General features: G+C 72.2%; 12 protein-coding genes, 1 pseudogene and 1 riboswitch. Of the genes and pseudogenes, 4 read left to right on the top strand and 9 right to left on the bottom strand.

All coding sequences use genetic code 11. From position 1 onward, the window contains the following. Together BZY54_RS54000 and BZY54_RS37660 are read right to left on the bottom strand one after the other, a co-directional pair. A pseudogene (locus tag BZY54_RS54000) lies at positions 1 to 492 on the bottom strand (metallophosphoesterase); the annotation flags it as partial. Between the two features lie 28 nt (positions 493 to 520). After that, on the bottom strand, positions 521 to 760 hold the full coding sequence (locus BZY54_RS37660) for an SCO4848 family membrane protein (protein ID WP_086729827.1): 240 nt from the start codon (positions 758 to 760) through the stop codon (positions 521 to 523). 91 nt (positions 761 to 851) lie between these two features. On the opposite strand from BZY54_RS37660, the gene BZY54_RS37655 reads away from it, so the two are divergent. Then, the gene (locus tag BZY54_RS37655; RefSeq protein WP_244217527.1) at positions 852 to 2135 is read left to right on the top strand and encodes a D-alanyl-D-alanine carboxypeptidase family protein; all 1284 of its coding nucleotides are present in this window, start codon (positions 852 to 854) and stop codon (positions 2133 to 2135) included. A gap of 162 nt (positions 2136 to 2297) precedes the next feature. On the opposite strand, the gene BZY54_RS37650 is transcribed toward BZY54_RS37655, so the two are convergent. Then, positions 2298 to 3197, bottom strand: coding sequence for a YihY/virulence factor BrkB family protein (locus BZY54_RS37650; protein WP_086729824.1), 900 nt, complete (start codon positions 3195 to 3197; stop codon positions 2298 to 2300). An 85-nt stretch (positions 3198 to 3282) separates the two neighbouring features. Here BZY54_RS37650 and dprE2 point away from each other — a divergent pair, with 85 nt between their 5' ends. Next, positions 3283 to 4065 carry a decaprenylphospho-beta-D-erythro-pentofuranosid-2-ulose 2-reductase gene (gene dprE2, locus BZY54_RS37645; RefSeq protein ID WP_425276355.1) on the top strand — a complete coding sequence of 261 codons (783 nt, stop codon included), beginning with the start codon at positions 3283 to 3285 and terminating at the stop codon, positions 4063 to 4065. Between the two features lie 116 nt (positions 4066 to 4181). Here the strand turns inward: dprE2 and BZY54_RS37640 are convergent, their stop codons facing one another. Then, positions 4182 to 4763, bottom strand: a complete 582-nt coding sequence (locus tag BZY54_RS37640; RefSeq protein WP_086729822.1) for a 2'-5' RNA ligase family protein — start codon at positions 4761 to 4763, stop codon at positions 4182 to 4184. 151 nt (positions 4764 to 4914) lie between these two features. Beyond that, positions 4915 to 5928 carry a tryptophan--tRNA ligase gene (gene trpS, locus BZY54_RS37635; protein ID WP_086729830.1) on the bottom strand — a complete coding sequence of 338 codons (1014 nt, stop codon included), beginning with the start codon at positions 5926 to 5928 and terminating at the stop codon, positions 4915 to 4917. A gap of 351 nt (positions 5929 to 6279) precedes the next feature. Between trpS and BZY54_RS37630 the strand changes: the two genes are divergently transcribed. Further along, positions 6280 to 6987, top strand: a complete 708-nt coding sequence (locus BZY54_RS37630) for a hypothetical protein (protein WP_425276354.1) — start codon at positions 6280 to 6282, stop codon at positions 6985 to 6987. Positions 6988 to 7022: 35 nt separating this feature from the next. On the opposite strand, the gene BZY54_RS37625 is transcribed toward BZY54_RS37630, so the two are convergent. The 3 genes from BZY54_RS37625 to BZY54_RS37615 all read right to left on the bottom strand — a co-directional run bounded on the left by BZY54_RS37625 (position 7023) and on the right by BZY54_RS37615 (position 10292). Further along, positions 7023 to 8468: a glycine hydroxymethyltransferase gene (locus BZY54_RS37625; protein WP_086729820.1), complete on the bottom strand. Its 1446-nt coding sequence runs from the start codon at positions 8466 to 8468 to the stop codon at positions 7023 to 7025. Between the two features lie 35 nt (positions 8469 to 8503). Further along, a riboswitch (ZMP/ZTP riboswitch) is annotated at positions 8504 to 8593 on the bottom strand. Between the two features lie 159 nt (positions 8594 to 8752). Then, positions 8753 to 9940 (bottom strand): glutathionylspermidine synthase family protein, encoded by a 1188-nt coding sequence (locus BZY54_RS37620; protein ID WP_086729819.1) that lies wholly within the window; start codon positions 9938 to 9940, stop codon positions 8753 to 8755. 7 nt (positions 9941 to 9947) lie between these two features. Next, positions 9948 to 10292 (bottom strand): hypothetical protein, encoded by a 345-nt coding sequence (locus BZY54_RS37615; protein ID WP_086729818.1) that lies wholly within the window; start codon positions 10290 to 10292, stop codon positions 9948 to 9950. Positions 10293 to 10435: 143 nt separating this feature from the next. On the opposite strand from BZY54_RS37615, the gene BZY54_RS37610 reads away from it, so the two are divergent. Beyond that, a complete protein-coding gene (locus BZY54_RS37610; RefSeq protein WP_086729817.1) occupies positions 10436 to 11320 on the top strand; it encodes a hypothetical protein in 885 nt (294 codons plus the stop codon). Between the two features lie 37 nt (positions 11321 to 11357). Here BZY54_RS37610 and BZY54_RS52480 read toward each other — a convergent pair. Next, a partial coding sequence (locus BZY54_RS52480) for an aminotransferase class I/II-fold pyridoxal phosphate-dependent enzyme (protein WP_143668214.1) occupies positions 11358 to 11924 on the bottom strand: 567 nt, incomplete at its 5' end.

Below are 11924 nucleotides of genomic sequence, written 5' to 3'. Positions count from 1 at the left end.
AAGGGAAGGGGGCACGGTGCCGGTGGTGGTGCCGGTGGCCGCGTCGGCGGCCTCGTCGGTGGCGGTACTCGGGGGGACGAGGGCCGGTCGGACGACCCTGACGGGCTCCCTGAGGGGTTCCTCGTGCCCTTCGCGCGGGACGTTCCCGTGGCCTGCCCGGCCTGCCCCGGAGCGGCGGGCCGCGAGACGGCGCAGCACGGGGCGTACGACCTCACTCGCCAGCAGGGCCAGCAGCAGGTAGATCGACAGGGCCAGCCACAGGAAGCCCGGCCAGGCGAGGATGCGCTGGAGCAGGAAGGGGGCACCGGCGCGTTCCGCCACGAGGGCGGCCACCGCCAGCGCCCAGCCGCCGGCGATCAGCACCGCACCCGCGCGCCGCACCCATCCCTGGCCATCGGTCGTGTCGCGGAACAGGCGGCGCCACACGTACCAGTTGGCCGCCACGACGGCGGCCAGCGCGAGCAGCCCCCCGAGCACGAAGTAGACCACCATGCCGCCCGTCCCTTCCGTGTCCGGAACGCTATGACGTCCGGCGCAGTGCGCGCAGCCCGCGCAACCCGATGACCCCGATGACCGTCCCCAATACGAAGGAGACGACGGCCAGCGCCAGGTGCACCCAGAAGTACGCCGTGGGGTTCCCGTGGTCGAACGCGAGCCCGCTGCTGTCCTTGACGAGATTCTTGACGAAAGTGACCCAGATGATCCAGCTCCACACCCCGAAGGCGAGCAGGAACCAGGAGAGGGGGCGGCTGAGCTTCATGCGTTCAGTATCGCCGCCGGACGTCCCGCTCCACGGCCGGGGTGGCAGGGGGGATGATGCGTCGTCGGTCACTCCAGGTACGTTTCCGATCGTGCCCGCACCCAAGAAGACCGCCAGGCGATCCCTGCTGGTCACTTCCGCCGCCCTGTTGTCCGTCTCGCTGACCACGCCCGCCGCCCTGGCGGCCCCGGCCCCGAAGACGAGCCCGTCGGCCACTCCCCCGGCGAAGATGTCCACCGTGGGCGGCGCCCGCCTCGGCCAGGCCGGCACGCAGGTCAATCTGGCGAGCGGTGTGCCCGTACTGCCCAAGGACCTCACCGGCCGGTCCTGGATCGTCGCCGACGCCGAGTCCGGTCAGGTGCTCGCCGCGCACAACGCGCACTGGCGGCTGCCCCCGGCCAGCACCTTGAAGATGCTGTTCGCCGACACCCTTCTGCCCAAGTTCCCGAGCACCGAGGAGCACAAGGTCGCCGCGACCGACCTGGCCGGCATGGGCGCCGGTTCCAGCCTGGTCGGGATCAAGGAGAACGAGACCTACACGGTCCACGACCTCTGGCTGGGCGTCTTCCTGCGCTCGGGCAACGACGCCGTGCACGTGCTGTCCGCGATGAACCAAAGCGTCTCGCAGACCGTCAAGGACATGAACGCCCACGCCCAGGAGCTCCAGGCGCTCGACACGCACGTGGTGACCCCGGACGGCTACGACGCCCCCGGTCAGGTCTCCTCGGCCTACGACCTCACCCTGTTCGCCCGCTCCGGGCTGCAGAAGAAGGACTTCCGGGAGTACTGCTCGACGGTTCGAGCCAAGTTTCCCGGTGAGACAAAGAAGGACAAGAAGGGCAAATCAACCCGGACTTCCTTCGAGATCCAGAACACCAACCGGCTGCTGAGCGGTGACTACGACATCTCCGTCTACCAGGGCATCGCGGGGGTGAAGAACGGCAACACCACCAACGCGGGCGCCACCTTCACCGGCGTCGCCGAACGAGACGGCCACGTTCTGCTCGTGACGGTGATGAACCCGGAGCACAAGGACCACAACGAGGTCTACCGGGAGACCGCCAAGCTCTTCGACTGGGGATTCCAGGCGGTCGGCAAGGTGCAGCCGGTGGGCGAACTGGTGCCGCCCAGGAGCGCGGTGCCCGCGAGCGGCCGGTCCGGTTCGACGCCCTCGGCCGGTCAGCCGGGCGGCGCCCAGGGCGGCGGCTCGTCGGCCAGGCCGGTCGCAAGCGCCTCCGTCCGGAGCGGCTCCAGCGGCATGGGGATCGCCCTGGGCATCGCCGGCGGGGTGGTGGTGGTGCTCGCGGCCGGTGCCTTTCTGGTCAACCGCCGCTGGCCCCTGCCGGACCTGATGCGCCGCCGCCCGCGTCCGTGAGCCGACTGCCCGGGCCGCCTGCGTGAACCGGTCGCCCGGGCCCGAACCCCTGATCCGGGCGTCCGGGTTCGGCTCCCTGAACCGACCGCCCGGGCCCGCCTCCGCGAACCGGCGGCCTGGGCCGTCCTGGCCGTCCTGACCGCCCCGCCCGCCACCGCTCGCCTAGCCGTCCTCCCCGTCGCCCCATTCGCCCTTGCCCTCGCCGTCCGGCACCGGCTCGATCCGTGTCGCCGTCCAGGCGGCGCAGTACAGCAGGAGCTTGGCGGTGAAGTTGATCCACAGCAGCAGGGCGACGGGGACGCCGAACGCGCCGTACATGCTCTTCGTCGCCACGCCCTGGATGTAGCCGCTGAGCAGCAGCTTCAGCAGCTCGAACCCGACCGCTCCGATCAGCGCGGCGACCAGCAGCCGGCGGCGCGGCGGTTCGACGCCGGGCAGCAGGGTGAGGATGTACAACAGCACCAGGAAGTCGGCGGCCACCGCGACGACGAACGCGACGACCTGCAGGACGATGCTGCCCCAGCCGTGCTCGCTCAGGCCGATCTGGCGCGTCAGCCACCCGACGGCGGCCGAGGCGACCGTGGAGACGGCCAGGGTGACGAGCACCGCGCCGCCGAGACCGATGAGGATGCCGCCGTCCTTCAGCTTGCTCAGGATCGGGTTCTCCTCGATGTCGGGCAGCTCCCAGACCGCGCGCAGGCAGTCGCGCATCTGACCGACCCAGCCCATGCCCGTGAACAGCAGGAAGGCACCGGCGATGATGCCGACGGTGCCCGCGTTCTGCGCCAGGGCGCTGACGTGCAGTTGCTCACCCAGACCCGGGAACTGCTCGGTGATCTTGGTCTCCAGCGTGTGCTGCTGCTTGGCGCTGAGCGTGGCGGCCCCGAGCGCGGCGGCCAGCGTCAGCAGCGGGAAGAGCGCGACAAAGCTGACGAACGTCATGGCCGCGGCCAGCCGCGTCCACTTCACGCGATCCAGGCGCTCGTACGACCGCCATGCGTGCGTGAGCATCAGACGCGCCACCCACGGGCCGACGACGGGGAGGTTCTTCAGCCAGTCCATGGTCCGACTGTGCCCGCTCAGGGCTGCCACCAACACCGCGTTTCTACGGCAGAACGCCCATAACCGGGCGATACAGTCGTCTGCCGTGAAGGATGCCTCCGGTCTCGCCCGTCTCCTCCGACTGTCCCCGCTCCCCGAGTCCCTGCTCGTCCTCGGCGGCACGTCCGGGATCGCGCTGGCCACCGCGCGCCGGCTCATCGCGCGCCGCACCCGGACGGTGTGGCTGGCGGGCCGCCCCTCGCCCGCCCTGGAGCAGGCCGCCGAGCATCTGCGCTCCCTGGGCGCGGACGTGCGCACCGTCGCCTTCGACGCGCTCGATCCGGCATCCCACGAGGCCGCGCTGGGGAAGGTCTTCGCCGAGGGCGCCATCGACATGGTGCTGCTGGCCTTCGGCGTCCTCGGCGACCAGGCGTACGACGAACGGGAGCCGCTGAACGCGGTGCGGGTCGCGCAGACCAACTACACCGGCGCGGTGTCCTCGGGGCTGGTGGCCGCGCGGGAGTTGCAGAGCCAGGGGCACGGCTCGCTGGTCGTGCTCTCCTCGGTCTCCGGCGAGCGAGCCCGCCGCACGGACTTCATCTACGGCTCCAGCAAGGCCGCCCTGGACACCTTCACGCAGGGCCTCGGCGACGCGCTGCACGGCACCGGTGTGCACGTCATGGCCGTACGCCCCGGCTTCGTGCGGTCCGCGGCGACGGCCGGCCGGCCGGTGCCCCCGTTCTCGAGCACGCCGGAGGAGGTCGCCACCGCCGTGGAACTGGGGCTGCGGCGGCGCTCGGAGACCGTGTGGGTACCAGGGCGCCTCCGGCTGGTGGCGGCCGTGCTGCGGCACCTGCCGCGGACGCTGTACAGACGGCTGCCGCTGTAGGGCTGCCGGTGGCTGCCGTAGGAGGGCTTCCGGTGGCGGCTGTTGCGGGACTGCCGGTGGCCGCTGTTGCACGACTGCCGGTCGCCGCCGCGGGGTCTGTCGTCGACCCACCGCGGCTATCGCGCGGGCAGCGTCCCGTGGTCCACCGGGGCCGCCTGCGGGGGCACCACCGAGGAGCCGCCGAAGGCGAACTCCCGCAGCTTGCGCCAGACTCCGTCCGGCCCCTGCTCGTGCAGGGCGAAGCCGCTGCACCGCCACTCGGCCTCGTAGCCGGCGAGTTCCTGGAAGGCGCGGTCCATCGCCGCGTCGTCGATGCCGTGCGCCACCGTGACATGCGGGTGGTAGGGGAACTGGAGTTCGCGCGCGACCGGTCCGGAGGCGTCGCGGACCCTTTCCTGCAGCCGGGTGCACGCCTCCACGCCCTCGACGACCCGGACGTACACCACCGGTGACAGCGGGCGGAAGGTGTCCGTTCCGGACAGCCGCATCGTGAAAGGCTGCCCGGCCGCGGCCACCTCCGTCAGATGGGCCTCGACGGCCGGGAGGTCGGCGGTGTCCACCTCGGTCGGCGGCAGCAGGGTGACGTGCGTGGGGATGCCGTGAGCCGCGGCGTCGCCGAAGCCCGCGCGCTGCTCCTGGAGCAGGCTGCCGTGGGGCTCCGGGACCGCGATCGACACTCCGATCGTTACGGTCCCCACGTCGTCTCCTGTCGTCGTGTCGGGTGAGTTGTCTGTTTCGTTCTCAGCCGTCCGGCTATCGACTGTACGACCACGGCCGTCCTGAGGGCAGGCGCCGGCACAGTGATGTGCAGCGCTCCGCCCCCTGGGGCCGTGTGTGCGGTGGCGCGCCTCAGTGCTTGGCGGGCAGGAAGCCCACCTTCCCGTACGCCTGGGAGAGGGTTTCCGCGGCGACCGTGCGCGCCTTCTCCGCGCCCTTGGCCAGGATCGAGTCCAGCGTCTCCGGGTCGTCCAGGTACTGCTGGGTCTGCTCCCGGAACGGCGTCACGAACTCGACCATGACCTCGGCGAGGTCCGTCTTGAGCGCACCGTAGCCCTTGCCCGCGTACTTCTCCTCCAGTTCCGGGACAGCCGTCCCGGTCAGGGTCGAGTAGATCGTGAGGAGGTTGCTGACGCCGGGCTTGGTCTCCGGGTCGAAGCGGATGACGGTGTCGGTGTCGGTGACCGCGCTCTTGACCTTCTTCGCGGTGGCCCTCGGCTCGTCCAGCAGGTTGACGAGACCCTTCGGCGTGGAGGCCGACTTGCTCATCTTGATCGTCGGGTCCTGCAGGTCGTAGATCTTCGCCGTCTCCTTGAGGATGTACGCCTCGGGGACGATGAACGTCTCGCCGTAGCGGCCGTTGAAGCGCTCGGCGAGGTCCCGGGTGAGCTCGATGTGCTGGCGCTGGTCCTCGCCGACGGGTACCTCGTGGGCCTGGTAGAGCAGGATGTCGGCGACCTGGAGGATCGGGTACGTGAACAGGCCGACGGAGGTGCGGTCGGCGCCCTGCTTGGCGGACTTGTCCTTGAACTGGGTCATGCGGCCGGCCTCGCCGAAGCCGGTGAGGCAGTTCATGACCCAGGCGAGCTGGGCGTGCTCCGAGACATGGCTCTGGACGAACAGCGTGCAGCGGTCCGGGTCCAGCCCGGCGGCCAGGAGCTGGGCGGCGGCCACGCGCGTGTTGGCGCGCAGCTCCGCCGGGTCCTGCGTGACCGTGATCGCGTGCAGGTCGGCGAGCATGTAGAACGCGTCATGCGTCTCTTGCAGTGCCACCCACTGGCGGACGGCGCCGAGGTAGTTCCCGAGGTGGAACGAGCCCGCGGTGGGCTGGATTCCGGAGAGCACGCGAGGTCGGTCAGTGGCCATGCTCACCATTCTCTCAGGTTCGGGGCACCGTTCCGGAACTGGTCGGAAACAGGTGGAACCCAATCGACTCCAGCGGTGTAACAAGAGCATGAGGACTACGAGGACACGGATGAGTGGCGGCCGCACACCGTCCGCGACTGCGGTGTGACGTTGCGTCACCAGGGGGTGCGAGCGGTTCGGATCGCCCGGGCGGCCAGGGAGGGGCGGCCGGGCGGTGCACGGGAAGGGACACGCGGCCCGGTCGGGCCGCATGGGGATCGACCGGCCGGTTGGGGGGCTCGGATGGTGCTGGTCAGCAGGGGCAGCCGGAGGCTTCGCCAACTCGCCGGGAGCGCGGGTGCGTTGGCGGCCGTGTGCGCGTTGACGGTGTGCGGCACGGCCGCGGCCTCCTCCGCGTCTTCCGCCACCTCCGCCTCGGCCGGTGGGCCCGCGGGCGTGCCCACGGCCTCGCCCGGAAGCCGTGGGGTCTCCCCGCGGCCGCGCCTGCCCGATGTGGCGCTGGTGGTGGCGGGCGGTTCGGGGCGGACGACGGTGCTGCGCTCCGGTGAGTCCGGGTTCGCCCGGCTCTGGCAATTGCTGCAGCCGACCGACACGGGGACGGAGCCGGTGCGCGAGGCGTGGGCGGAGGGGCGGTATCCGGCGGTGCGGCTGACCGTGGTGTGGGGGCTGACGGGTGTCGGCGGGTGGCCGCAGACGGACCGGGCGCCGGGCGGCGACGTGGCCATGGAGCGCCAGGACCAGCTGTTCCTGGCGGAGGACGGCACGCCGTGGGTGCGCTCGGACCCGGCGCCGGACGTGGCAGACGACGACCTACGGTGGCATCGCGCGCCACGGACGGTGTTCGAGCAGCTGGAGCGGGCCGGGTTGCTGGGCGAGAAGGGTGAACCGGCCACCGGAGGCCGGTCCGGATCTGTCACGGAGCGTGTCCGGTGGGCCGCCGCGGGGCTGGGCGCGGGGATCGGCGGCTCGCTGCTGCTGCACCGCATACGCCGCGCGGCGGCCCGGCGCGAGGCCGGACCGCCGCGGGAGGAGCCACGACAGCAGCTGATCGATCTGTGAGGCCCCGAGGACGCGAGGTCCCGGTGTCGGGGTCGTCAGCCGAGGTCGATCTCCGGGTAGAGCGGGAAGCCCGCCACCAGGTCCGTGGCCCGGCGGGAGATCTCGTCCGCGACCTTCGCGTCGAGGACGTGCTGCGCCTTGGAGGGCGCGCCCTTGCTGGTGGTGCCGGGCTCCGTGGTGGTCAGGACGCGGTCGATCAGGCCGGCGACCTCGTCCATCTCGGCGGTGCCCAGGCCCCGGGTGGTCAGCGCGGGCGTGCCGATGCGGATGCCGGAGGTGTACCAGGCGCCGTTGGGGTCGGCGGGGATCGCGTTGCGGTTGGTGACGATGCCGGACTCGAGGAGCGCGGCCTCGGCCTGGCGGCCGGTGAGGCCGTAGGAGGAGGCGACGTCGATCAGGTTGAGGTGGTTGTCGGTGCCGCCCGTCACCAGGGTGGCGCCGCGCCGCATCAGGCCCTCGGCCAGGGCGTGGGAGTTGTCGACGATCCGCTGGGCGTAGGCCTGGAAGGAGGGCTGCCGGGCCTCGGCCAGGGCGACGGCCTTGGCGGCCATGACGTGCGGGAGCGGGCCGCCGAGGACCATCGGGCAGCCGCGGTCGACCTGGTCCCTGAGGGAGTCGTCGCACAGGACCATGCCGCCGCGCGGGCCGCGCAGCGACTTGTGGGTGGTCGTGGTGACGATCTGGGCGTGCGGGACCGGGTCGAAGTCGCCGGTGAGGACCTTGCCGGCGACCAGGCCGGCGAAGTGGGCCATGTCGACCATGAGCGTGGCGCCGACCTCGTCGGCGATCTCGCGCATGATCCGGAAGTTCACCAGACGGGGGTACGCCGAGTAGCCCGCGACGATGATCAGCGGCTTGAACTCGCGGGCCTGGGCGCGCAGGGCCTCGTAGTCGATGAGGCCCGTGGCCGGGTCGGTGCCGTAGGAGCGCTGGTCGAACATCTTGCCGGAGATGTTCGGGCGGAAGCCGTGGGTGAGGTGGCCGCCGGCGTCCAGGGACATGCCGAGCATGCGCTGGTTGCCGAAGGCGCGGCGCAGCTCGGCCCAGTCCTCCTCGGAGAGGTCGTTGACCTGGCGGACGCCGGCCTTCTCCAGGGCGGGCAGCTCGACGCGCTGGGCGAGGACGGCCCAGAAGGCGACGAGGTTGGCGTCGATGCCGGAGTGCGGCTGGACGTAGGCGTGGCGGGCGCCGAAGAGTTCCTTGGCGTGCTCGGCGGCCAGTGACTCGACGGTGTCGACATTGCGGCAGCCGGCGTAGAAGCGGCGGCCGACGGTGCCCTCGGCGTACTTGTCGCTGAACCAGTTGCCCATCGCCAGCAGGGTGGCCGGGGAGGCGTAGTTCTCCGAGGCGATCAGCTTGAGCATCTCACGCTGGTCGGCGACCTCCTGGCCGATCGCGTCGGCGACGCGCGGCTCGACGGCGCGGATCACGTCGAGGGCGGCGCGGAAGGCGGTGGACTCGTTGGAGAGGGGCGCAGACATCTCAGGGGACCTCCGGACGTGGCGTTCGGCGTTCACGGTACGGCCCAGGCGCACGGCACAGTTTCCCGTTCGAGCCGCTCCCCGATGGTCGGTCCCATCCCAGCGCGCCAGTCACGGCCCGCACGTCAGCCTACCGGGCGGTCCGCCGGGGGACGCGGACACGTCCACCATGCGAGCGAGCCGCGCTGCCGCCGCGCCCGGGCAGCCATCCGCTCGCGGCCGCCCGTGCGAGCCGCGCGTCACCGGCGGCCCGGAACGGGTCCGTGAGGTGATGTCCGGGCGCGTCACAGGATGACGTGCGGCAGGAAGCGGGCGTACTCGTCGGTGACCAGTCCGGCCGACTCACGGATGCCGAGGCCGGCGGACTCGTCCTCGACGACCCAGGCGCCGAGGACGACGTGGTTGCCGTCGAAGGCGGGCAGCGGGGCGAGGGCCTGGTAGCAGCAGGGTTCGTCGCGCGGGACGGGGGCGTCCGTCCCGGGCTCGTGGACCGTCACTCCGGCGCCCTCGCGGCCGAGCAGCGGCTTGGCGACGTAGCCCGCGCCGGCAGCCAGGTCGCGAGGGCCGTCGAGGTACGCGGGGAGCAGGTTGGGGTGGCCGGGGTAGAGCTCCCAGAGGATCGCCAGCAGCGCCTTGTTGCTCAGGAGCATCTTCCAGGCGGGCTCGATCCACAGGGTGGAGCCGGTGCCGCCGCCGTTGTCGAGGGTGTCCAGGACGTGGTCGGCGAAGCTGTCGGTGGTGAGCCACTCCCAGGGGTAGAGCTTGAAGATGCCGCGGATGAACCTCAGGCCGTTGTCGACGAACCGGCCGGACAGCGGGTCCCAGCCGATCTCCTCCATGGATATCCAGTCGGTGTCGAGGCCGGCCTGCTCGGCGGTCTCCTTCAGATAGGCGACCGTCATCAGGTCCTCGCCGAGCTCGTCGGCGGCGGAGTGCGCGAAGTGCAGCGGGCTGCCCGGCGGGAGCAGACGGGCCTGCTTCCTCCATGCGGCGACGAGGCGTTCGTGCAGGGAGTTCCACTGGTCGGCGCCGGGGAAGCGGTCCTCCATCCAGAACCACTGGGGTGAGGCGGCCTCGACCAGGGAGGTGGGGGTGTCCGCGTTGTACTCCAGGAGCTTGGCCGGGCCGGTGCCGTCATAACGGAGGTCGAAACGGCCGTAGACGGAGGGGAGTTCGGCGCGACGCTGCCAGGCCTCGGCGACGGCGTGGGCGATCCGAGGGTCGGTGATGCCGAGGTCCGCGAAGCGGTCCTCGGTGACGATGTGGTCCGCCGCGGCCAGGCATATGCGGTGCAGTTCCTCGACGACCTCCTCCAGCGCCTCCACCTCGGGGAGCGAGAAGACGTAGTAGGCGCTCTCGTCCCAGTAGGGGCGCAGGGAGTCGTCGGGGTGGCGGGTGAGCGGGTAGATCAGCCCCTGCGCCTCGACGGTCTGCTGCCAGCCGGGCCGGGGCGCGATCGTACGGCGTTCCATGCCCGGCTCAGCCGCCGGACTTGCCGTGGCCGCTGCCGAAGCCGCCGCGGTGGACGCCGCTGTGGCTGTCCCCGGATCCGCCGGAGCTCTTGCGGGGCTTGGTGAAGGAGCCGCCCTCGATCCAGCCGCCCCTCTTCTTGCCGCCGTAGTACCAGGCGCCGTCGACGGAGGTCTTGGTGGACTTGCAGTTCTTGTCGGAGACGACCTTGTAGCCCTTGGCGAGGGTGTAGCTGTCGCGGTCGACGCAGCGCTTGTCCGGGTCGGAGGAGCAGGCGGTGAGGGCCGTGGCGAGCAGTCCCATCCCGCCCAGTACCACCGCGCCCGATCGGAGTCGCCGCCGAGTGTCCGCCATGTCCGTCTCTTCCCCTGGTCGTCGGCTCCCGGCCAGGTGTGGACGGCCGGTTTTTTGACGGCCAGCCTAGAGATCGGTGTGAGCTCCCGTGCAGGCGGCCCTCGGCCCCGCCGTTCGCCTACAGTCGGCTTGTGCTTCTGGGAATGGCGTGCGCGCTCGGCGCGGCGGTGTGTTTCGGTACGGCGACGGTGCTCCAGGCGGTCGCCGCACGGGCCGCCGCCGATCCGCGCGGGGCCCTGGACGGGACCGGCGGCCAGGGCGCGGGCGCGGATGCCGCGCTGTTGCTGCGGGCGCTGCGGCAGTGGCGGTACCTGGCGGGTCTGGCCCTGGACGGTCTGGGCTTCCTCCTGCAGATCGCGGCCCTGCGGTCGCTGCCGATCTACGCGGTGGGCGCGGCCCTGGCCTCCAGCCTCGCCGTGACGGCGGTGGCCGCGGCCCGGCTGCTGAAGGTGCGGCTGAGCGGGACGGAGTGGGCCGCGGTGGGCGTGGTCTGCGCCGGTCTGGCCATGCTGGGCCTGGCCTCGGGCACGGAGGGCGGCCGGGACGGTTCGGCGGCACTGAGGTGGGCGATGCTCGCGGCGGCGCTGGCCGTGTCAGCCCTGGGCGGGGTGGCGGGCCGTCTCCCCGAGCGCGGCCGGGCCCTGCTGCTCGGTCTCGGCGCGGGCCTCGGCTTCGGTGTGGTCGAGGTGACGGTTCGGCTGATCGACTCGCTGAGCCCCGCGACGCTGTTCACCAATCCCGCGTCGTACGCCCTCGTCGTGGGCGGCGGTGCCGCGTTCGTGCTGCTCACCTCGGCGCTCCAGCGCGGCTCGGTGACGACGGCCACCGCCGGCATGGTGATCGGCGAGACGATCGGCCCCGCCGCGATCGGCGTGCTGTGGCTGGGCGACCGTACGCGGGAGGGCCTGGCGTGGCTGGCGGTGCTGGGCTTCGCGGTGGCGGTGGCCGGAGCGCTGGCGCTGGCGCGGTTCGGGGAGGCCCCGGTCGCACCGGCACCGGCCGAGCGGGCGCCGGCCGAGCGGGCCTGACGGGCGCCGCGCGCCAGGGGCACGCGGTTCCCGGCCCTCAGGGCAGTACCCGGCACAGTGCGTCCAGGGTCGCCGCCCAGGCGTGGTCCGGCGGGGTGCCGTAGCCGACGACCAGGGCGTCCACAGGCGCGGCGGTGGCCTCCTCGTGCCGGTAGCGGGACAGACCGTGGACGGCGAGTCCCTGCCAGGCCGCCGCCTGGATCACGGACGGTTCGGTGCCGGACGGCAGACGCAGGACGGCGTGCAGTCCGGCGGCGATACCGGTGGGGTGGACGTCGGGGGCGCGGGCGGCGAGGGCCTCGACCAGCGCGTCACGGCGGCGCCGGTAGCGCAGGCGTGCGGAGCGTACGTGGCGGTCGTAGGCGCCGGAGGTGATGAACTCCGCCAGCGTCAGCTGGTCGAGCACCCCGCAGGTGTCGGAGTGGCCCTTGGCGGCCGCCGCCTCCTCGGCGAGGGACGGCGGGAGCGCCATCCAGGCCAGGCGCAGACCGGGCGCCAGGGACTTGCTCGCCGTGCCCAGATAGACCACGCGGTCGGGGTCCAGGCCCTGGAGCGCGCCGATCGGCTGGCGGTCGTAGCGGAACTCGCCGTCGTAGTCGTCCTC

Source organism: Streptomyces carpinensis (assembly GCF_002154505.1).
Taxonomy (GTDB): domain Bacteria; phylum Actinomycetota; class Actinomycetes; order Streptomycetales; family Streptomycetaceae; genus Streptomyces; species Streptomyces carpinensis.
The sequence above is the reverse complement of the archived record's forward strand: the minus strand, read 5'-3'. Positions and strand labels throughout refer to the sequence as shown.

Bases quoted from the DNA above. Each gene is read 5' to 3' on its own strand.
- BZY54_RS37660 (WP_086729827.1), bottom strand. From the start codon at position 760: ATGAAGCTCAGCCGCCCCCTCTCCTGGTTCCTGCTCGCCTTCGGGGTG.
- BZY54_RS37650 (WP_086729824.1), bottom strand. From the start codon at position 3,197: ATGGACTGGCTGAAGAACCTCCCCGTCGTCGGCCCGTGGGTGGCGCGT.
- trpS (WP_086729830.1), bottom strand. From the start codon at position 5,928: ATGGCCACTGACCGACCTCGCGTGCTCTCCGGAATCCAGCCCACCGCG.
- BZY54_RS37625 (WP_086729820.1), bottom strand. From the start codon at position 8,468: ATGTCTGCGCCCCTCTCCAACGAGTCCACCGCCTTCCGCGCCGCCCTC.
- BZY54_RS37620 (WP_086729819.1), bottom strand. From the start codon at position 9,940: ATGGAACGCCGTACGATCGCGCCCCGGCCCGGCTGGCAGCAGACCGTC.
- BZY54_RS37615 (WP_086729818.1), bottom strand. From the start codon at position 10,292: ATGGCGGACACTCGGCGGCGACTCCGATCGGGCGCGGTGGTACTGGGC.
- BZY54_RS37610 (WP_086729817.1), top strand. From the start codon at position 10,436: ATGGCGTGCGCGCTCGGCGCGGCGGTGTGTTTCGGTACGGCGACGGTG.